20 protein-coding genes are annotated in these 19,794 nt (G+C 73.1%); 6 read left to right on the top strand and 14 right to left on the bottom strand.

Going from position 1 to position 19,794, the window contains the following annotated elements; all coding sequences use genetic code 11:
- Positions 1-72: 72 nt before the first annotated feature.
- From ACSIH6_RS14670 to ACSIH6_RS14645, 6 genes are all read right to left on the bottom strand, one after another.
- Positions 73-771 (bottom strand): ABC transporter ATP-binding protein, encoded by a 699-nt coding sequence (locus ACSIH6_RS14670; RefSeq protein ID WP_435108833.1) that lies wholly within the window; start codon positions 769-771, stop codon positions 73-75.
- Positions 771-1,571, bottom strand: a complete 801-nt coding sequence (locus ACSIH6_RS14665) for a lantibiotic immunity ABC transporter MutE/EpiE family permease subunit (protein ID WP_435108832.1) — start codon at positions 1,569-1,571, stop codon at positions 771-773. The genes ACSIH6_RS14670 and ACSIH6_RS14665 overlap by 1 nt, the downstream gene beginning before the upstream one ends.
- A gap of 96 nt (positions 1,572-1,667) precedes the next feature.
- Positions 1,668-2,288 (bottom strand): response regulator transcription factor, encoded by a 621-nt coding sequence (locus ACSIH6_RS14660; RefSeq protein WP_435108831.1) that lies wholly within the window; start codon positions 2,286-2,288, stop codon positions 1,668-1,670.
- Entirely contained in the window at positions 2,285-3,532 is a 1,248-nt protein-coding gene (locus ACSIH6_RS14655; protein ID WP_435108830.1) for a sensor histidine kinase, read from the bottom strand. The genes ACSIH6_RS14660 and ACSIH6_RS14655 overlap by 4 nt, the downstream gene beginning before the upstream one ends.
- Before the next feature lie 7 nt (positions 3,533-3,539).
- On the bottom strand, positions 3,540-4,319 hold the full coding sequence (locus tag ACSIH6_RS14650) for an ABC transporter permease (RefSeq protein ID WP_435108829.1): 780 nt from the start codon (positions 4,317-4,319) through the stop codon (positions 3,540-3,542).
- The gene (locus tag ACSIH6_RS14645) at positions 4,316-5,224 is read right to left on the bottom strand and encodes an ABC transporter ATP-binding protein (protein WP_435108828.1); all 909 of its coding nucleotides are present in this window, start codon (positions 5,222-5,224) and stop codon (positions 4,316-4,318) included. Before ACSIH6_RS14645 ends, ACSIH6_RS14650 begins: the two co-directional genes overlap by 4 nt.
- Before the next feature lie 710 nt (positions 5,225-5,934).
- On the opposite strand from ACSIH6_RS14645, the gene ACSIH6_RS14640 reads away from it, so the two are divergent.
- Positions 5,935-6,546 carry a globin domain-containing protein gene (locus tag ACSIH6_RS14640; RefSeq protein WP_435108827.1) on the top strand — a complete coding sequence of 204 codons (612 nt, stop codon included), beginning with the start codon at positions 5,935-5,937 and terminating at the stop codon, positions 6,544-6,546.
- Between the two features lie 185 nt (positions 6,547-6,731).
- Complete coding sequence (locus tag ACSIH6_RS14635; protein WP_435108826.1) at positions 6,732-7,382, top strand: pyridoxamine 5'-phosphate oxidase family protein; 651 nt, start codon at positions 6,732-6,734, stop codon at positions 7,380-7,382.
- 139 nt (positions 7,383-7,521) lie between these two features.
- Here the strand turns inward: ACSIH6_RS14635 and ACSIH6_RS14630 are convergent, their stop codons facing one another.
- Together ACSIH6_RS14630 and ACSIH6_RS14625 are read right to left on the bottom strand one after the other, a co-directional pair.
- The gene (locus tag ACSIH6_RS14630; protein WP_435108825.1) at positions 7,522-7,611 is read right to left on the bottom strand and encodes a hypothetical protein; all 90 of its coding nucleotides are present in this window, start codon (positions 7,609-7,611) and stop codon (positions 7,522-7,524) included.
- Positions 7,612-7,613: 2 nt separating this feature from the next.
- Entirely contained in the window at positions 7,614-8,012 is a 399-nt protein-coding gene (locus tag ACSIH6_RS14625; protein WP_435108824.1) for a TetR family transcriptional regulator C-terminal domain-containing protein, read from the bottom strand.
- Positions 8,013-8,216: 204 nt separating this feature from the next.
- Here ACSIH6_RS14625 and thiD point away from each other — a divergent pair, with 204 nt between their 5' ends.
- Both thiD and ACSIH6_RS14615 read left to right on the top strand, forming a co-directional pair.
- Positions 8,217-9,017: a bifunctional hydroxymethylpyrimidine kinase/phosphomethylpyrimidine kinase gene (gene thiD, locus ACSIH6_RS14620; RefSeq protein ID WP_061079340.1), complete on the top strand. Its 801-nt coding sequence runs from the start codon at positions 8,217-8,219 to the stop codon at positions 9,015-9,017.
- Positions 9,018-9,129: 112 nt separating this feature from the next.
- Positions 9,130-9,321 (top strand): CsbD family protein, encoded by a 192-nt coding sequence (locus tag ACSIH6_RS14615; protein WP_435108823.1) that lies wholly within the window; start codon positions 9,130-9,132, stop codon positions 9,319-9,321.
- 65 nt (positions 9,322-9,386) lie between these two features.
- Here the strand turns inward: ACSIH6_RS14615 and ACSIH6_RS14610 are convergent, their stop codons facing one another.
- Both ACSIH6_RS14610 and ACSIH6_RS14605 read right to left on the bottom strand, forming a co-directional pair.
- Positions 9,387-10,430, bottom strand: a complete 1,044-nt coding sequence (locus ACSIH6_RS14610) for a ferric reductase-like transmembrane domain-containing protein (protein ID WP_435108822.1) — start codon at positions 10,428-10,430, stop codon at positions 9,387-9,389.
- Positions 10,431-10,709: 279 nt separating this feature from the next.
- Positions 10,710-11,222 carry a MarR family winged helix-turn-helix transcriptional regulator gene (locus ACSIH6_RS14605; RefSeq protein WP_435108821.1) on the bottom strand — a complete coding sequence of 171 codons (513 nt, stop codon included), beginning with the start codon at positions 11,220-11,222 and terminating at the stop codon, positions 10,710-10,712.
- A 92-nt stretch (positions 11,223-11,314) separates the two neighbouring features.
- Here ACSIH6_RS14605 and ACSIH6_RS14600 point away from each other — a divergent pair, with 92 nt between their 5' ends.
- Together ACSIH6_RS14600 and ACSIH6_RS14595 are read left to right on the top strand one after the other, a co-directional pair.
- Positions 11,315-11,968, top strand: coding sequence for a nitroreductase family protein (locus tag ACSIH6_RS14600; protein WP_435108820.1), 654 nt, complete (start codon positions 11,315-11,317; stop codon positions 11,966-11,968).
- Positions 11,965-12,933 (top strand): EamA family transporter, encoded by a 969-nt coding sequence (locus ACSIH6_RS14595; protein WP_435108819.1) that lies wholly within the window; start codon positions 11,965-11,967, stop codon positions 12,931-12,933. The genes ACSIH6_RS14600 and ACSIH6_RS14595 overlap by 4 nt, the downstream gene beginning before the upstream one ends.
- Here ACSIH6_RS14595 and ACSIH6_RS14590 read toward each other — a convergent pair.
- The 4 genes from ACSIH6_RS14590 to ACSIH6_RS14575 are packed head-to-tail and all read right to left on the bottom strand — an operon-like array spanning position 12,844 to position 19,781.
- Complete coding sequence (locus ACSIH6_RS14590) at positions 12,844-15,855, bottom strand: glycoside hydrolase family 2 TIM barrel-domain containing protein (protein ID WP_435108818.1); 3,012 nt, start codon at positions 15,853-15,855, stop codon at positions 12,844-12,846. The two genes, ACSIH6_RS14595 and ACSIH6_RS14590, sit on opposite strands and share 90 nt — an antisense overlap.
- A gap of 1 nt (position 15,856) precedes the next feature.
- A complete protein-coding gene (locus ACSIH6_RS14585) occupies positions 15,857-18,004 on the bottom strand; it encodes an alpha-galactosidase (protein ID WP_435108817.1) in 2,148 nt (715 codons plus the stop codon).
- Positions 18,001-18,900: a carbohydrate ABC transporter permease gene (locus tag ACSIH6_RS14580; protein ID WP_435108816.1), complete on the bottom strand. Its 900-nt coding sequence runs from the start codon at positions 18,898-18,900 to the stop codon at positions 18,001-18,003. Before ACSIH6_RS14580 ends, ACSIH6_RS14585 begins: the two co-directional genes overlap by 4 nt.
- Positions 18,897-19,781, bottom strand: coding sequence for a carbohydrate ABC transporter permease (locus ACSIH6_RS14575; protein ID WP_435108815.1), 885 nt, complete (start codon positions 19,779-19,781; stop codon positions 18,897-18,899). The genes ACSIH6_RS14580 and ACSIH6_RS14575 overlap by 4 nt, the downstream gene beginning before the upstream one ends.
- Positions 19,782-19,794: the final 13 nt, after the last annotated feature.

Raw genomic sequence — 19,794 nt, 5'->3', positions numbered from 1 at the left:
CGCCGGGGGCCGCGGGTGGGGTGGTGGGGCGCTTCGCGCCCCGCCGCGGAGAATCATCACGCTCGTCCCACCTCAGAGAAGGTCCAGCAGCGCGAAGAAGCCCTGCTCCAGGTCACCGTCCCGCGCGAGTCCGTCCAGCGTCCCCTCGTAGCGCATGCGTCCCCCGGCGAGGACGCCGATCCGGTCGCAGGTGTGCGCGATCTGGTCGAGGTTGTGGCTGGAGACCAGGATGGTCACTCCGTCTCCCGTGAGGCGGCGCAGCAGGGTCCGCACGTCACGCATGCCCACCGGGTCCAGGCCGTTGGTGGGCTCGTCCAGCACGAGCAGCCGCGGCCGGGCCAGCATCGTGATGGCGATGCCCAGCCGCCAGCGCATCCCCAGCGAGTACGTCGACACGCGGCGTTCGGCGAACTCGCCCATGCCGACGGTCTCCAACAGTCCGGGGATTCCCGCCGGGTCGGCGCCGCGCAGCCGGGCGTGCATGCGCAGGTGCTCGACCGCGTCATAGCGGGCCCACAGCCCCGGCTCGGTGACGAGCGCCCCGACCTCGCGCAGGGCACCGCGCCGGAAGGGAGAGCCGAACAGCTCGAAGGACCCGGAGTCGGGACGGGCCAGGCCGGTGAGGACCTTGAGCAGGGTCGTCTTGCCCGCTCCGTTGGGGCCAAGGAGGCCGTAGACCTGACCGGCCTCCGCCGTCAGGTCGGCTCCGGCGAGGGCCTGGTGACTCCCCAGGCGTTTGGTGAGGCCGCTGACGCGGACGGCGGTGGCCACTACAGCTCCTTCCTGTTGACGCGGCGGGCGCCGACGGCGAGCAGCACGGCCGCGAGCCCCAGGGCCATGGCGACGACGACCGGGACGTTCCCGGCGTCGGTGAGCGGGTGTCCTTCCGGCAGCGGGACCCCGCTGGCGTGGACGTCGACGAGGGGCACGACCACGGTCATGGGCCAGCCCAGCGGAACGACCCACCACACGTCCTTGTCGGAGAGCAGGGCACCGAACATCGACCCCAGGACACCCAGGCAGACGGTGGGCGCGAACCCCCACTCCTCGGCGACCAGCAGGCACAACGCCAACGAGCCCAGGGACGCCGCCCAGGGCAGCAGGACCGACAGCGCGGTCGCGCCGATGACGTGCGGCCCCTCCATCACCGCCCCCAGCGGTGCGAACAGCGCCACGAGCAGGACGGCCTGGCAGAAGCCGAGAACGGCCAGTGCCGCGAACCGTCCGAGGAGGAAGCGGTGCCGGGGAACGGCGTAACCGTAGAGCACCGCCCGAGCGCCCTCGTCCTGACGCGCGGCCGTCGACGCGTACAGCGCGCTGACCATCGGCAGCGAGACGCCCCAGAACACCGCGACGACCCCGGACCAGACGCTCCACACCTGTCCGGCCTGTCCCTCGGGAGAGGTGAACGAGATCAGGCCCAGGGGGAGCACCAGCACGCACGGGAGCCCGAGCGTGAACCAGAGCGGGAACCCGCGCCGCATCCGGGCCAGTTCGACGGCGGTGACCGTGAACAGGGAGGGGTCGTCACGTCGGGGTGCCCGGACTCCCGTGTCGGGCGCGGCTGCCATGGTGTCTCCTCGGACTCGGAACTCGCTGTCGAGGAGTACGTAGCGCCCGGCCTCCACCCCGGTTCACCCTTCCGGATGTGGCCCACGCCACACCGTCTACCCGAGAAGACCCCGGCGGTAGGCCTCGGCGACCGCCGCGGCCCGGTCGCGCACGCCGAGCTTGTTGTACACGTGCTGGAGGTGGGTCTTGATGCTCGCCTCGCTGATGAACAGCCGCGCCGCCGCGGCCCGGTTGGACGCGCCGTCGGCGACGAGCCCCAGCACCTCCAGCTCACGGTCGCTCAGACTCTGGCCGGCGGGTCTGCGGACCTGCCCCATCAGGTGCCTCACCGCGGTCGGCGCCAGGACGGAGTCCCCCCGGTGCACCGCGCGCACCCCGCGCAGGAGTTCGTCGGGAGAGGCGTCCTTGAGCAGGTAGCCGGTGGCTCCGGCCTCGATCGCCGGGAACACGTCGCTCTCGCTGTCGAAGGTGGTGAGGACGAGGACGCGCACGTCCGGCCACTCGCGGGACAGGGCGGCGATCGCCTCGACGCCGGAGAGGACCGGCATGCGCAGGTCCATCAGCACCACGTCGACGGCGAGCCTCCCGACCAGTTCGACCGCCTCACGGCCGTTGGCGGCCTCGCCGACCACCTCGATGTCGTCCTGCGCGATGAACGCGCCGCGCAGGCCGTCGCGCACGACGGGGTGGTCGTCGGCGATCAGGACCCGGATCACGCCGCCTCCACCGGGAGCGCGGGCACCGTGGCGCTGACGGCGGTGCCCTCCCCCTCACCGCTCTCGATCTCCACCGTTCCTCCGATCCCGCGGACGCGCTGGCGCATGCTCCTGAGCCCGAACCCGTGCTGGTTGTCTCCCGTGATGCCCCTGCCATCGTCGCGCACGTCGAGCAGGACGACGTCGTCGGCGTAGGACAGGGTCACGCCCACGCGCGAGGCGTCGGCGTGCCTGGCGACGTTGGTGAGCGCCTCCTGGGCCACCCGGAAGAGGACCACCTCGATCGCCGGGCTCAGGGCGACGCGTTCGCCGGTGACGTCGAGGACGGGACGGACGCCGTGCTCCTCCGCCCAGCGGCGGGTGAGCTCGCCGAGGGCCTCGGGCAGCTGGCTCTCCGCCAGCTGCCCGGGGCGCAGCGCCTGCACGGAACGCCGCGCCTCGGTCAGGCTCTCCCGAGCCAGGCTGAGCGCCCGGTCCGCGTGCGGACGCGCCGCCCCGGGGTCCTCCCACACCCGCTGCGCCGCCTGGATCTGCGTCACGATCCCGGCGAGCCCCTGGGCCAGGGTGTCGTGGATCTCGCGCGCCATCCGCTGGCGCTCGTCCAGCACCCCGGCCTCCCGGGCCTGGGTGAGCAGCTGCGCGTGCAGCCCGGCGTTCTCCTCCAGGGCCGCCTCCAGCCTGGCCACCGTCACCCGGCGCTCCCGGTGCTGCTCGGCGGTCTTGGACGCCATCACGAGTCCTCCGCCGACGGCCACGGTCTGGATGGTGATCACGCCGACGTAGATGAACAGGTGCTCCAGGAACGGCAGCTCCGCGTTCGTCCCGGGGAACCCCATGGTGTTGGTGTACAGCGCGATCGCGGTGGCCGCGATCCCGACGAAGGTCAGCTGCCGGGGCAGCACCATGGCGCGGAAGAACAGCGCGATCCCGAACATCAGGAACAGGATGTCGCGCGCCATCAGCGCCCAGGCCAGCGCGAGGAGCACCGCGAAGTGGATCCCGGAGAGCAGCGGACGGCCGTCCCGCCACGGCGGCGCGTGCCCGAGGAGCACCCAGGCGGCGGCGAGCGCGGTCAGTCCGACGGTGACCGCGTGCTCGGTCCAGTCCGACACCGGCTGGGACAGGACCAGCGCCGCCGAGGGCAGCAGCAGGGCCCAGGGGACGACGGCGACGAACCCGTCCCACCACCGGTCCCAGTCCCGGACGGCGTCCTCCCCGTCCGTCACGGTGCTCCGTCGGCTCATCCGCCGCTCACTCCCATCGGAACAGTCTGGCCGCCAGCGCGGCGGCCGCCACGGCGACCCCCGCCATTATCGCCAGCTGGACGAGCTGTGGGAGCCCCGCGTCCCCGGCGCTACCCGACCAGCTCTCCAGCAGGAGCTGCGCGCCGGGGGGCGTGAACTCACCCATGCGCGCCAGGAAGCCGGGCATGACGTGCGACGGCAGGAAGACCCCGCCCACGAGCAGCACCAGCATGTACAGGACCATCGACAGGCCGTTGGCCGCGTTCGCGCTGGGCGCCACGGCGGCGATGAGGACCCCCAGCGCGATGAGCGAGGCGGCTCCGACGACGAACGTGGCGGTGAACAGCAGCGGCTGGCTCGGCGGTTCGACGTCCAGGACCAGCCAGGAGGACAGCACCAGAAGCACGGCGGAGACGGCCGCCGCCGCGAACACCACGATGATCTGCGCGGTCAGGAGCGTCCCGGGGTGCATCGGCGTGGTCGACATCCGGCGCAGCACGCCCTTCTCCCTGTAGGCGGCCAGGACGGAGGGCAGGTGCTGGACGCACAGGATCCCCATGCCGAGGATCAGGGCCATGGGAGCCCAGGTGTCGACGAAGCGCAGGCCGCCGAACTCCGGGGCGGGTTCCCGCAGCGTCGGCAGCGCGCCGAGCCCCAGCAGGAGCACGGTGGGCAGCAGGATCCCGACGCTGACCGCCACGGGCTCGCGCGTCAGCAGCCGGGCCTCGGTCACGGTGACGCGCAACAGGGTGGGCACGGGGGTTCCCCTTCTGGTGTCGGTGCTCATGATTCGAGGGCCCGTCCGGTCAGGGCGACGAACGCGTCGTCCAGGCTGGAGCGCTCGACGCGCAGGTCCTCGGCGACGACGTGCTCGCGGGCCAGGACGGAGGTCACGGCGTGGAGCAGGTTGCCCTGCCCGGCCACCCGGACCTGGGTTCCCCTGCGGTGCGCGGAGACCACCTCGGGCCGCGCGGCGAGGATCTGCTCGTCGAACTCCGGGGGCGCGCGGAAGGTCACCTGCTGTTCCGGGCTGGCCCGCGTGACGAGCCCGGACGGGGTGTCCAGGGCGGCGATGCGGCCCGAGTCGATCAGCGCGAGCCGGTCGCAGAGGCGCTCGGCCTCGTCCATGAAGTGCGTGACGAGCACGACCGTGACGCCGGAGTCGCGCACGTCCTCGACGAGGCCCCAGGTGTCCCGCCGCGCCTGCGGGTCCAGGCCCGTGGTCAGCTCGTCGAGGATGGTCACCGCGGGGCGGCCCACGAGGGCCAGGGCGATGGACACCCGCTGTTTCTGTCCCCCGGACAGCCTGCGGTACTGGGTGTCGCGCTTGTCGGCGATCCCCAGCCTCTCCATGAGCTCCCCGGTGTCGGCCGGGGAGCGGTAGAACGAGGCGTAGAGGTCGAGGGCCTCCCCGACCCTCAGCCGGTCGGGCAGCCGCGCCTCCTGGAGCTGCACGCCGAGGCGCTGGCGGACCTCGTCCCGCTCCCGCCTCGGGTCCCGGCCGAGCACGGTGATCGACCCGGAGTCGGTGGGGCGCATCCCCGCGACGCACTCGACCGTGGTGGTCTTGCCGGCCCCGTTGGAGCCGAGGATCCCGAAGATCTCGCCCTCCTCGACGGAGAAGGACACGTCGTCGACGACGACCTTCTCCCCGTAGCGCTTGTGCAGGTTCCTGACGTCGATGATCGGCATGCCCCGAGCATCGCCCGGCGAGGGCGTGCCGGACATCGCCCGCACGGCCACGGGATCGGTGGATCGCGGCGTCAACCGATCGGTTGACGCGCTCCGTCCGGACGGCGCACGGAGGTCGTCTGTTACACGAAGGAAGAAAGTTATGGCAGAGAACTGAGGTAGCACTGTGGACTCATGCGCTACCAGAGGGTAATATCCTCAAACGTCGACATTTCTGTTACATTGCCACAACAGACACAGCAAAGGGGGTAGCAGGCGTTGAAACGACCGTTGTTTACCCCTCACGTGGCATTCACAGCCATCCGAACCTCGGATGGACGCTGAATCCGGAAGAAGACGAGGCAGCGATGAGGGTTCCCGACGCCCCCGCTACTGCCGAAGGAGCGCTACGTCCGTTCCCTTCGTCCCAGCCCGCGCACACGGCCCCGTCAGGAGTGCCGGAGGCTGGGAGCAGCCGAAGGGCGGGACCGGCCGTCAGGCCGACGCATCCGTCCCCCGGGCGACCGCCGGTCCAGCGGTGAGCTGAGGCCCCTCCGCGCGCGTGCGCCCGATCACTCGGTTCCGCGCGTACCGGACCCGCACGTGTCCGCCCCGGCCGGAGAACCGGCGGGAGACGCGTGCCCGCACCTCCAGCATGACTGCGCTCCGTCACCACGGTGGTACGTGCGCCCCGTGGCACAGCCCTTTCCGCAACCCGATTGGAGGCTTCCTTGTCTCCCCGTTCCATCGAAGAGGTCCCGCTCCCAGCCCCCGCCGTCATCGAGGCGGTCCGGCAGTCGTGCTCCGCGTTACCGCCCGGCTCCACCCGCCTGGCCGACCGCTTCTACCAGAACCTGTTCGAGATGGCGCCCGCCGTCCGTGACATGTTCCCCGCGAACATGCAGACGCAGAAGGAGCGCATGGCCTTCGCCCTGCTGGAGGTCGTCCGCTACCTCGACGATCCCGAGGAGGTCGCCGGGTACCTGAGGCGGCTGGGCGCCCAGCACAAGCGGGACATGGACATCAAGCCCGAGCACTACCCCTTCGTGGGCCGCGCCCTGGTGCGCGCGGTCAGCGAGGTCTCGCCGACCTGGTCCTCCTCCATGAGCTCGGCCTGGATCGTGGTCTACGAGTGGATCACCGCCAACATGCTCGCGGGCGCGCGCGAGGCCGAGGCCGCCCGCTCCGGCGGGACCCGGGAGGCTCGGTCCGGAGGATCCGGGACGGCCCGGCACGACGGAACCGCCGCGTCCACGGCCGGAGAGCGCCCCGCGTCCCCCGCGCCCGACCCCTCCGCCGACGCGTCCTCCCCCTACCGGCGGGCCGACGCCCCGACACGCTGAGCCGTGCCGCGGCGCGCTGACCGACGCCCCGACACGCCGGGCAGCGCCCCGACGCGCCGACCGGCACCCCGACACCCCGCGCGGTGCGCCCGCGCCCCTTCCCCGACACCCCTTCTCCCCGACACCAGCGGCCCTTCCGTCCCTGGCCAGTCACACCAGCCCCACCAGTCCATCGAGAGGCAGTGATGCGCGAGACCTCCCCACGGCACGTCCCCGGCAGCGAGGGTGAGCACCGCGTCCAGGCGCTGAACGGCACGAGCGAACGCGCCGAACGCTTCTACCGAGACCAGATGCTCGACCACCTGAACCCGCGCATGCGCGAGTTCGTCGCCCGCCAGGAGATGATGTTCATCGCCACCTCCGACCGGCGCGGCGAGTGCGACTCCAGCTTCCGCGCGGGACCGCCCGGCTTCGTCCACGTGATCGACGAGCACACCCTGACCTACCCCGAGTTCCGGGGGAACGGCGTCTTCGCCAGTTCGGGCAACATCCTGGAGAACCCGCACGTGGGCCTGATGTTCCTGGACTTCACGCACGACCGCATCGGGCTGCACGTCAACGGCCGCGCGTCCCTGCTGGAGGACGTGGAGCTGCGGCGCCACGTCCGCGGCCTGCCCGAGCCCGAGGTCCCGGGGCAGAAGGCGGTGCTGTGGACCGTGGTGCACGTGGAGGAGGCCTACATCCACTGCCGCAAGCACATCCCGCACCTGCGCAAGGTCGGGCGCGACGAGGCCTGGGGCACCGACGACTCCCTGCGCAAGGGCGGCGACTTCTTCGAGTCCAAGGGCACCCCCACGGGGTGGGACGCTCCCCAGACCCCCGTCTACCAGATCTGACCGGGCCCACCCCGAACACCGCCGGGTCCACGGACGGCCGTTCGCCCGGAGCTCCACGCGCCGGGCCGGTGTGCCGGTGGGCCGCAGTGGACACCGCACGCGGGGCCCTCCCCCTCCGGAGGGCCCCGCGCCGGGGTGGTCAGCGGCGTTCGGGCACCCGCGCCAGCACCGCCTTCCGCAACACCTCCAGCGGCCCCGCCCGGAAGCGGCACAGCCAGAGCGTCGACACGGTCAGGAGCAGGGCGCACACCCGACGCCCACGGCCCCATCACCCACCACGGTCCGGTGTCGGCCAGGTGGGCGGCCGGTGTCGTCGCCGGTGACGAGGTGGTGCACGGTCAGGCCGTCCACGAGGGCGACGAGCCCGGCGGCCTCGGCCGCCGTGTCCGTGCCGGGCGGGAGTTCGCCCCGGCGCACCGCCTCGCCCATCGCCTGCGCGAACACGCCCACCAGGTCCGCGGTGGTGTCCCTGTGCGGGCGCGACATCTCCGGGTCGGTCATCGTGGTCGGGAGGAACTCCAGCCACACGGTCAGCTCGGCGCGGCGTTCGTCGTCGAGCGGCAGGAGGGTCCGCGCCGCACGGGAGATCCGGTCGCGGGCCGAGACGATCGGCGGCCCGTCCGCGCTCACCGCCGTCAGCCGGGCGGGGCGGAGCCCGACTCCGACACGCCCCAGTGTGCCCGCTCCCTACGACGCGGCCCGAGCGTCGCGGAGCGGCCGCCGCGAGCTGGGGGAACGTCCGGTCTGTCCGCTGTGGTGCAATTGTTCGGGGGTTCGCGGGCAGGTGGGGACCGCGGGCTCCGCGACAGCACACCGAAACGAGGGGGTTTCCCGATGACCAACCGCGCGTACGTGATCGCAGGGTCGGAGGCCACCGGCGGCGCCGGTATCCAGGCCGACCTCAAGGCCTTCCAGGAGCTGGGCGTCTACGGCATGGGGACGATCACCTGCATCGTGTCCTTCGACCCGAAGAACGGCTGGGGCCACCGCTTCGTCCCCGTGGCCCCCGAGGTCATCGCCGACCAGATCGAGGCGGCGACCTCCTGCCACGACCTGGACGTGGTCAAGATCGGGATGCTCGGCACCCCAGACACCATCGACGTGGTCGCCGAGGGGCTCCGGCGCCAGCCGTGGCGACACGTGGTCCTGGACCCCGTGCTGATCTGCAAGGGCCAGGAGCCGGGCGCCGCCCTGGACACCGACAAGGCGCTCACCGCGCAGATCCTGCCGCTGGCCACCGTGATCACGCCCAACCTCTTCGAGGCGCGCACCCTCGCGGGGATGGAGGCGCTGGAGACGGTGGACGACCTGGTCGAGGCCGCCCGCCGCATCCACGAGCTGGGACCGCGGCACGTCATCGTCAAGGGCGGCGTGGAGCTGCCGGGCACGGACGCGGTGGACGTGTACTTCGACGGCGAGGAGACGACCGTCCTCAGCGCCCCGAAGATCGGGAACGCCAGGGTGAGCGGCGCGGGCTGCACCTTCGCCGCCGCGATCACCGCCGAGCTGGCCAAGGGCGGCGAGGTGGGACCGGCCGCGGACGTGGCCAAGGAGATGGTGCGCGAGGGCATCAGCCACCGGGTGGACACACACGCCCCGTTCGACTCGGTGGCCACGATCGCCCCCGGAGCCTAGGCAACGCCCCTCTTTTGCCCTTTTTGTCGGAATTTTTATCGTGAGCACGGTTCGTGCCCCCGTCCGGCGGTCAGGTCTGCCCACAGGAGCGAACACCGAGGAGGAGTTCCACATGTCCGCAGGCGACCAGGCCAGGAACAAGGCCGACGAGTTCAAGGGCAAGGCCAAGGAGAAGCTCGGCGAGGCCACGGACAACCAGCAGTGGCAGGCCGAGGGCAAGGCCGAGAAGAGCACCTCGAAGTTCAAGCAGGCGGGCGAGAAGGCCAAGGACGCCCTGACCCGGGACGACAAGCCGGGGAAGTAGGGAGTCCGCGCGATCCAGGCGGGGAGGCACCGGTCAGTGCCTCCCCGCCCGCGTGTGCGCCCGCCTCACTCCCGGGTGGGGCGCCCGCGCAGCGCGAGGACGACCGCCCCGATCACCGTGAGCAGGAGGGCGAGCCCGCCCCAGACGGCGTCGGCGCCGACGAGCATCTCCCCGCTCTCGGCCCCCGGAGTCCTGCCCCCGTCGCGGCCGGTGACGGTCACGGCGAGCAGGACGACGACGGTGGCCGCGACGCCCAGGCGCGCCCCCGCGCGGGCGAGCGCCCTGAGCCGCCGCCCGCCGGCGAGGTCGCCCGGGGCGAAGCGCTCGTCCGCGCGCAGCGGCGCCAGCAGCCGGGCCAGTAGCAGGAGGGCCACAGGAAGCTGGAGCGCCCACACCGCGGTGCGGAACCAGCCGTCGAACCACACGTTCGTGCCGTAGAGCAGGGTGTGCCACACGCTGAGCGCGTAGACGACGATGACGAACCGGTGCAGGGCCCGCCACAGGCGCGTCCCGGTCCAGAAGCGCACGTAGTAGGCGAGGCTGAGCGGGATCGCCAGGTAGAGGGCGATCAGGCCGATCAGGATGGCGACCTGTCCGGTCCCGGAGGAGTAGCCGCCGGGCACGAAGGTCTCCACGAACGCGGAGGACAGGCGCCCGCCCCAGCCCAGTCCGTACTCGTTGTCCCGGACGAGTTCGAGGAAGAACGCGAGGGCGTGGGCGAACATGAGCCCGATGGTGGTCAGGCTCGTGACCCGGTGCCAGCGTTCGATCCGGGCGTGGGAGACCGGCGACCCTGGCAGGGGGGCGGTCGAGCGGAGCAGGCCGAGCATGACGGTGATCCAGGCCCAGAGCAGGCCGGACCAGCCGAAGGCCTGGCAGAGCCAGTACAGCCAGTACTCGCCCGCGTCGGCGAGGAAGGGCATGACCACGAGGGTCTGCGAGGTGCCCGCTTCGACGCGGGAGTAGAGGAGGACGAAGAGGGCGAGGGTGACGGCGAGGGCCGCGGCGGTGTCGGGTATCAGGCGGCGCAGGTCGGCGCGTAGGGACCTGTGGTCGATCCGGGGGGCTCCCCGGGCGGGGGAGGCGGCGGGTCCGGTCGGCTCTGCCATGGGCGGAACCCCTTTCGTGGTGGGGGTTCCATCGCAGCAGCGCCCCGGGGCCGCGGCCACCCCTCCTTCGCGGTTTCCCGGTCACGAACGCGGTCTCCCGGCTCCGGACAGGGCCCTCGCGCCCGTGCGGACCGGGTCGCCCGGTTCCGGGCGGAGGGCGGGCGCCCTGGCGGCGGTCGCGGCGGTGGTGTTGATCCGGCTCGCCACCGCGCGGCGACCGCCGTCCGGAACCTCAGCCCAGCGTGACCAGGGCGAGCCGGAGCCGGTGGCTCCCGGCCGTCAGCCTCCGCCCCCCTCCGGCAGGGTGTCCCCCAGGGAGAGCAGCAGCGTGCGCAGCAGCCCCTCCAACTGCTCGCGCTGCCCGGCGTCGAGCCCGCCGAGCAGGCGCAGTTCGTTGGCGACGTGCCCCTCCAGGACCCGGTCCACCAGGGCCAGCCCCTCGGGAGTGAGTTCCACCAGAACGCGGCGCCGGTTGTCGGGATCGATCCCCCGGGTGACCAGGCCCCGGTCGACCAGCCGGTCCACCCGGTGGGTCATGGCGGCGGAGCCGACCATGGCCATGGCGACCAGCTCCTTGGCGGCCAGGCGGTGGGGCGCGCCCGAGCGACGGAGCGTGGCCAGCACGTCGAACTCCCAGACCTCCAGGCCCTCCTCCGCGAAGAAGTCCTCAACGCCCCGCGACAGCAGCCGGTTGGCCCGCTTGATCCGCCCGATGACCCCCATCGGAGCCGCGTCCACGTCCGGGCGCTCACGGGCCCACTGGCTGAGGAAAACGTCGAGGGCGTCGTTCATCCGGCGATCATAGCGGCGCGGTCTTGACGGACCGGAGCACCCCGCCCTAACCTTTCGACATCGAAATGTTCGATATCGAAAGGTTTGCTCCGATGAGCAGGAACCTCCCCGTCGCCGAGATCATCCGCTCCCGGCGCAGTGTCCGCCGCTTCCTTCCCGACCCCCTCCCCGGACCGCTGCTCGACGAGCTCCTGGACATGGCCGTGGAGACCCCCTCCAGCTGGAACTTCCAGTCCCGCTCGGTGGTCGCGGTCCGCGACCCCGACAACCGGGAGGCCCTCGCCCGTGCCGCGAACGGCCAGCGCCAGGTCCGCGAGGCCCCCGTCACCCTGGTCTTCGTCGCCGAGAACGAGTCCTGGCGCGGGGCCCTGGACGACATCTGCGGGACGGCCACGCGCAACGGGGCGTGGAACGACGACTTCGCCCGCATGACCGCCACCGTCGGGGCCGACTTCCAGGGCGACCTGGCCGCGCGCGGGCTGCTCCGCGAGTACGCGGTCAAGGACGCCGTGATCGCCGCGACCTACGTGATGCTCGCCGCCGCCGACGCGGGACTGGGCACCTCCCCCATGAACGGCTGGGACGAGGCCGAGGTCAGGAAGGTCATCGGCGCCGACCACCGGGACGACCTCGCCGTCGCCCTCCTGCTCTCCGTCGGCTACCCGGCCGAGAGCAGGGCCCACCCCGGACGCCGGTCACGCGAGCACGTCGTGTTCGGCGAACGCCACGGAAGGGCACTGGTGTGAGCCGCGGACGCCTCGCCCTGGACTCCCTGGTCACGGCCCTGGCTCCGGCCGTGTGGGGCAGCACCTACCTGGTCACCACCGAACTCCTGCCGCCCGACCGCCCCCTGCTCGCCTCCGCCGTGCGCGCCCTGCCCGCCGGGCTGGTGCTGCTGGCCGTGACGCGGACCCTGCCCTCGGGCGCGTGGTGGTGGCGCGCCGCGGTCCTGGGCACGCTCAACATCGGCGTGTTCCTCCACCTGCTCTTCGTCACCGCCTACCTGCTGCCCGGCGGCGTGGCGGCCCTGGTGACGTCGGTGCAGCCGCTGCTGGTGCTGGTCCTGGCCGCGCTGCTGCTCGGCGACCGGATCCGACCGGTCCACGTCGTGGCCACCCTGCTCGGCGCGACGGGCGTGGCCCTGCTCGTCCTGGGCCCGGAAACCGCGCTGAACCCGGTCGGGGTGCTGGCCGGGCTGGCCGCCGCGGCCTCCATGGCCACCGGGGTCGTGCTCACCAAGCGGTGGGGGCGCCCGCCGGGCGTGGGCGTCCTGGCCATGACCGGCTGGCAGCTGGCCGCGGGCGGGCTCCTCCTGGCCCCCGCGGCCCTGCTGGTGGAGGGCCTGCCCGACCGCGTCACCGCGCCGAACGTGCTCGGGTTCGCCTACCTGAGCGTGGTCGGCGCCCTGCTGGCCTACGCGATCTGGTTCCGGGGACTGGAACGCCTGCCCGCGGTGACCGTGTCCTTCCTGTCCCTGGCCAGCCCGCTGACCGCCACGGTCCTGGGTTTCCTGGTCCTCGGGGAGGAGCTCACCCCCGTACAGGCGGCGGGCGCCCTGGCGGCGGTCGCGGCGGTGGTGCTGATCCAGCTCGCCACCGCGCGGCGACCGCCGTCCGGAACCTCAGCCCAGCGTGACCAGGGCGAGCCGGAGCCGGTGGCTCCCGGCGGCCAGGCGGTGGGCGGGGAGCACCCCGGGGCCGCACGAGGCTGAGCCAACGCCCTGGTGCGCCTGGTCCAGGTGCAGGTGGATCCGGTCGCCGGGGACCAGCTCGTGCGGGTGGTCGGCCGCGTCGAGCGCCGCCGTGTCCCAGCGGCGCGCGGTGAAGTCGAACACCGGGTCGCCCTCCACCCGCAGGCCCGTCCCGTCCGCCGCCCGCAGGACGAGCCACCTGGCGTCCATGCGGTTGCCGTTCTCCTGGGGCCGCAGACAGGGCGTCTGGAGGCCGTCGACCGTGCCGGAGAAGCGGCCGACCCGCGCGGCCTGGGACACGTCCCGGTAGGCCTCCCCCGGTCCGCGGCCGAACCACTCCGCCTCCCCCAGCGAGGAGGGCAGGCCGACGTGCACGCCGAAGCGCGGCAGCGGACAGGGCCACTCCCCCTCCGCCTCGGCCTCCACGGTCAGGAGCAGGCGCTCCCCGTCGGTGCCCCACCGGTAGGCGGCGCGCATGCCGAACTCCTGGGCCGCCGGGGCCAGCCGCGTCCGGACGACGAACTCACCGTCCTCCCAGCCGGTGGACAGCAGGCGTTCGGTGAGCCGGTGCAGTCCCGCCGCGCGCCACGGGACGGCCACGGAGTCCCCGTGCCGGGCCACGTCGTTGTCGGTCGGGGCACGCCACAGGTCCACGACCGGCGCGTCCACGGACAGGCCGCCGACGCGGAGTAGCGCGCCGGTCCCCGCGTCCAGCAGGCCGGGGCCGATCCGCACGGTGCCGTCCTCCGCGACGGACGGCGCGGGCGCGGCGGAACCGTCCCCGGCAGCGGACGCCGGAAGCACGGCGCTCCCCTCCGTCCCCGTCCGGGCGCCCGACTCCCCCGGCGCACCCGGCCCCTCCGACCCCTCCGACGTGTCCGGCGCTTCCGCACCCCGTGCCCCGGAAGCGCCCACCTCGGCCTGGCCCCAGGCCAGCTCGTGCCCGGCCGGGGCCCAGGGCTGGTCCCCGGCCAGCCGGACGGACACGGTCAGCCAGGTCTCCCCGGACGGCTCGGGCAGCGCGGGCAGCGCCGCCTCGGCGCTCTCCCCGGCCGCGAGCACCGGCACGTCCAGGACCCCCTCCCCCAGCAGGGTTCCCTCCCCCTCGACCCGCCAGGCGAAGACCAGGCCCGCGGTGTCCCGGAAGTCCCAGGTGTTGGTGACGCGGACGGTCCCGGCGGCCGGGTCGGGGACCACGCGGACCGGCTCGACGGTCTTGGCGTAGGCCTCCAGCCCGGGGCTGGGCGTGCGGTCGGGCAGCAGCAGGCCGTCAGCGACGAAGTTGCCGTCGTGCAGCGCCTCGCCGAAGTCGCCCCCGTAGGCGAACCACGCGGTGCCGTCCGGCTCGCGGCGGCGGACCCCGTGGTCGATCCACTCCCAGACGAACCCGCCCTGGCAGCGCTCGTGCCCCTCGAAGAGCCGCTGGTACTCCTCCAGTCCGCCGGGTCCGGTGCCCATGGCGTGCCCGTACTCGCACAGGATGAACGGCAGTCCGCGCCGGTGTGCGTCGGCGGCCGGGTCGGCGGTCGGCGCCTCCTCGCGGCGGCCGATGGCGTCCACCTCGTCGTGCGGCGCGTACATGCGCGAGTACACGTCCACGTACGCGCTGTCGCGGTCCCCCTCGTAGTGGACCGGCCGGGAGGGGTCGTGTCCGCGGGTCCACTCCGCCATGGCCCGCAGGTTCTCCCCGGTCCCGGCCTCGTTGCCCAGGGACCACAGGATGACGCTGGGGTGGTTGCGGTCGCGCGCGACGGTGCGGCGCATCCGGTCCAGGTAGGCCTCGCGCCAGCGCGGGTCGTCGGAGGGGTTGCCGCGCCAGCCGACCTCCTCGAACCCGTGGGTCTCCAGGTCGCACTCGTCCACGACCCACAGGCCCAGCTCGTCGCACAGGTCGAGGAAGTCGGGGTGGGGCGGGTAGTGGCTGGTGCGCACGGCGTTGACGTTGTGCCGCTTCATCAGCAGCACGTCCTCGCGCATGGTCTCCCGGGGCACGGCGCGGCCGTGGTCGGGGTGCCACTCGTGGCGGTTCACGCCCCGCAGCAGCAGCGGGCGGCCGTTGACCCGCAGGAGTCCGCCGGAGACCTCCACGGTCCGGAAGCCCGTCCGCGCCCGGACCCGCTCCCCCGGTGTGCGCACCTCCAGGTCGTACAGGCGGGGCGCCTCGGCCGACCACGGCTCGACCGCGCCGACCTCGTGGTCCACACCGGCGGCGGCGTCCACCAGCCCCAGTTCGGGGACGCTGACCAGGGCGTCGGCGGACCCGGCCACGTCCACGCGCAGGGTCCCCGTGCCCGCGGTGTGGTCGTAGGCGGCGCTCACCGCGAGGTCGCCGACCCCGTCGACGGGCCGGGCGAGGAGGGTGACGTCGCGGAAGATCCCCGACAGCCACCACATGTCCTGGTCCTCCAGGTAGCTGGCCGCCGACCACTGGTGGACGCGGACCGCCAGGGTGTTGCGCCCCGGGCGCAGCAGGTGGCCGACCTCGAACTCGGCGGCCAGGCGGCTCCCAGTGGAGAAGCCCAGCTCGGTGCCGTTCAGCCACGCCCGGAAGCAGGAGTCGACCCCGTCGAAGCGCAGGACCGCCGCCCCCTCGGGCCACTCCGGCGGCAGGTCGAAGACGCGCCGGTGGTCGCCGGTCGGGTTGTCGTCGGGCACGTACGGGGGGTCGATCGGGAAGGGGTAGGAGATGTTGGTGTAGGCGGGGGCGCCGTGACCGTGCATCTGCCAGTGGGCGGGCACCGGCAGCTCGGCCCAGCCGGAGTCGTCGTGGCCGGGCTCCTCGAACCCGTCGGTGTCGGCCCGCGCGCGGTCGAGCAGCCGGAACCGCCACGTGCCGTTGAGGTCCAGGGACGGAGCGTCGGAGGAGAAGCGGGCGCGGGGCGCGAGGGTCCCCTTGGAGGGCGCGAAGTCCTCCAGGTAGGCGGGCTTGCGGATGGCGGGCACGTCAGGCCTCCCTCAGGTGCAGGAGCAGGGCTTGGGACGGGTTGAGGTTGGGCAGTTGCACGCCCGAGCGGGTGAGCACCGCCCCCGACACGGTGGCCCCGCCGCTGGCGAACCACTCCGGGAGCACGCGCTGCGTGGTCGAGGGCTGGCCCGCCTCCGGCCGCCACGTCAGGCGGTAGACGCGGTCCTCGCGCAGGCCGGGCAGCCGGACCCGTCCCGGCAGGGCGCGGACGGAGGTGGTCAGCCGGGCGTAGCGGAACACCGCCTCGCTCCCGTCCGGGGCGACCACGCCGTCGAGCTGTTCGGCGGGGTCGGGCGCGTCGGCGTGCACGGCCTCGCCCGAGTGCAGCAGCGGGCGCAGCTCCTTGTACAGCGCGATCCACGAGGTCAGCGCGGTCAGCTCGTCGTCGGTGCAGCGGGTGACGTCCCACTCGATCCCGGCGTGGGCCAGCAGGCTGGTCAGGCAGCGGAAGGACAGGTCGGCGTCGCGGCCGGTGGTGTGCGCGGTGCGCCCGCCGACGTGGCTGCCGACCAGCTCGGGCGGCAGCAGCAGTGAGGTCCAGCGCTGGATGGCCAGCCGTTCCAGGGGGTCGTTGGTGTCGGAGGCCCACACGCGGTCGGTGCGCTCCAGGATCCCCAGGTCCACGCGGCCCCCGCCGGAGGAGCACGACTCGATCTCCAGGCCGGGGTGTCTCGCGCGCAGCCGGTCGAGCAGCGCGTAGACGGCCAGGGTCTGGCGGTGCGTCCCGGCGGCGCCGGTGGGGGCGTGCACGGGTTCGAGGAGGTCGCGGTTGTGGTCCCACTTGAGGTAGTCGGGCCGGTACTCGGCGACCAGCGCGTCCAGGTGCTCGAACACGTGCTGGAAGGCCTCGGGGCGGGACAGGTCCAGGAGCTGCTGGTGGCGGCTGGGCGGGGCCGGGCGCCCCTCGGCGGTCAGGAACCACTCGGGGTGGGCGCGGGCCAGGTCGGAGTCGGGGTTGACCATCTCCGGCTCCACCCACAGCCCGACCTGCATGCCCAGGGAGCGCACGTGGTCGAAGAGCGGGTGCAGGCCCTCGGGCCACACTCCGGTGTCCACGGTCCAGTCGCCGAGCCCCGCGGTGTCGTCGCGGCGGCCCCGGAACCAGCCGTCGTCCAGCACGAACCGCTCCACGCCGATCCGCGCGGCGGTGTCGGCGAGCCGTTCGAGGGTGGTGAGGTCGTGGTCGAAGTAGACGGCCTCCCAGGTGTTGAGCACCACCGGGCGCGGGGTGCGGGGGTGGCCGGGCCGGGCGCGCAGCCAGCGGTGGATCCGCGCGGACATCCCGTCCAGTCCCCGGTCGGACCAGGAGAGGAACACCCACGGGGTGGAGTAGGAGTCGCCCCGGTCGAGGCGGACCTCGCCGGGGTGGAGCAGTTCGCCGCCCGCGAGCACGGCGTCGGCCTGCCCTGCGCCCTCGGGGAGGCGTTCGGCCAGGTGGACGTGGTCGCCGCTCCAGGCGGTGTGCACGCCCCACACCTCGCCGTGGCGGAACCCGAACCCGGGGGTCCCGGCGGCGAGGACCAGCGTGGCGTCGTGGCCGGTCCGGCCGCGGCGCGAGGCGCGCAGCCGCGTGCCCGTCGCCAGTTCCTGGCGCTGGGGGGAGCGCTCGCGGCACCAGCGGCCGGTCAGGTCCAGGACCTCGCCCGCCTCGCGGGGCAGGGGCAGGGTGACCCGCAGGGCGTCCAGGGTCCACGGCGCGGCGTCGGTGTTGGTGACCGTGTTGCGGGCGCGGACCAGCCCGGAGGGCTCCATGCGCAGCTCGCAGCGCAGTGCGATCCCGTCGGCCTCGGCCAGGACCGTGAGGGCCCCGCCCACGCCGGGGGCGGCCTCCTCCAGCGGTTCCACGGAAGTCTCGCGCACGGTCCAGTCCGGGAAGGTGGCCCGGCCCTCGTGGTGCCCGGAGATCCCGGGGTGGCCGCGCCAGCCCTCCCCCTGGACGGGCACCAGGGACAGCCGCTGGGGCGCGTCGACGTCGTTGTGCGCGGCGGAGGGCGCCGCGACGGCGGCCAGTCCCCCGCCGTCGGGCAGGTCGGCGCCCCAGTGCAGGACGTGGGGGAGTCCGGCCTCGGGCACGGCGAGGACCAGGGCGGTCCCCGCCGCGCGGAGGCTGAGGGTGCGGTACGTCATCCTTTGCTGGCTCCCAGGGTGAGTCCGGCGACGAAGTGGCGTTGCAGCGCGAAGAACACGACGAGCGTGGGCAGGGCGACGATGATCGACCCGGCCGAGAGCAGGTTGTAGTCGACGAAGAAGGCGCTCTGGAGGTTCTGTAGGGCGGTCGTGATGGGTAGCTTGTCCCCGCTGGACAGCAGCGCCAGCGCCCAGAAGAAGTCGTTGTAGATCCAGGTGACCAGAAGGGTGGCCAGGGCCGCCAGGCTCGGGCGGCACAGCGGGAGCACCACCCTCCAGTACTGCTGGAAGACCGACGCCCCGTCCACCCGGGCCGCCTCCAGCAGGGAGGCGGGCATGGCCTTCATGAAGTTGCTCAGCACGAACGTGCAGAACCCGATCTGGAAGGCCGTGTGGATGAGGACGACGCCGATGTGGCTGTCGTAGAGGGAGCCGGACTCGCTGATCCAGTACGGCAGGGGGATGGAGGTGTAGAGCCGGAACAGCGGGACCAGCAGCGCCTGGGCCGGGAGCAGGTTCGCGGCCAGGAAGACCGCGAGCATCGTCAGGTTGAACCTGCGCGAGTAGTTGGAGAGCACGAAGGCCGCGCAGGAGGACAGGAACAGCGTCAGCAGCACGGCCGGGACCGTGATGACCAGCGAGTTCCAGAAGTAGCCGGGCAGCTGGCCCTCGTTCCACGCCCGCGCGTAGTTGTCCAGGGTGAACCCGCCCAGGGACAGGTAGCCGTGCAGGGCGGTGTACTCGTAGTCGCGGAACGAGTTGACCAGCGCCCACAGGACGGGGAAGAACCAGGCCAGCGCCGTGACGCCGAGGAAGGCGTGCAGCACCGCCCGGGCCGGGCGGATCCTGGGCCGGCGGTACCGCCGGGGGGCGTCGGGGAGGGTCGTGGCGGTCACCGGTAGGCCCCTCTCAGCATGGTGGACACGTAGATGACGATGAACACCAGCGAGATCACCAGCATGACCACGGCCAGCGCCGAGCCGAAGCCCACCCGGCTGGCCTCGCCGATGACGTTGGAGGTCACCAGCGCCGAGATCAGCTCCAGGCCGTTGCGTCCGCGGTTGATGATCCACACGATGTCGAAGGCGCGCAGCGCGTCGATGACGGTCACGACGAGCACGACCAGGTTGATGGGCAGCAGGGCCGGGAAGACGACCTTGGTGAACGTGCGCACCGGCCCGGCGCCGTCGATGGCGGCGGCCTCGCGCAGGGACGGGTCGACCGCCTTCAGCCCGGCCAGGTAGAGCAGCATGATGTAGCCGGTGTGCCGCCACCCGGCCGCGACCAGGACCGCGTACAGGTTGATGTCGGAGTCGCCGAACCAGTCCACGGGCGGGACGTCGGCGACCACGGCGAGGAAGGCGTTGAGCAGCCCCTGGTCGCGGGAGTAGATGAGCTGCCAGATGAACCCGACCAGGGCCAGCGACAGCACGACCGGCATGTAGAAGACGCCTTGGTAGAACGACCCGCCGCGCAGCTCGCGGTCGAGCAGCACCGCCAGGAACATCCCGAGGACGGTGGGGACCGCGAACAGCGCCACCAGCCAGACCAGGTTGTTGCGCAGCGCCGGTGCGAAGGGCGGGTAGATCGTGAACGCGTCCGTGTAGTTCTGCGTGCCGATCCACTCGATGGTGTCCAGGCCGCCGATGCCGTCCCAGCGGGTGAAGGACAGGATGATCGTGGCCATCGCGGGCAGCCACACCAGGCCCACCACGAGCAGGGCGGGCACGCCCAGCATCAGGCCGAGGGCGATCCGGTCCCCTCGGCTGTGGCGCATGCTCCCGCGTGCG

Origin of the sequence: Nocardiopsis synnemataformans (assembly GCF_965343085.1) — a bacterium.
In the GTDB taxonomy this organism is placed as follows: Bacteria; Actinomycetota; Actinomycetes; order Streptosporangiales; family Streptosporangiaceae; genus Nocardiopsis; species Nocardiopsis alborubida.
The sequence above is the reverse complement of the archived record's forward strand: the minus strand, read 5'-3'. Positions and strand labels throughout refer to the sequence as shown.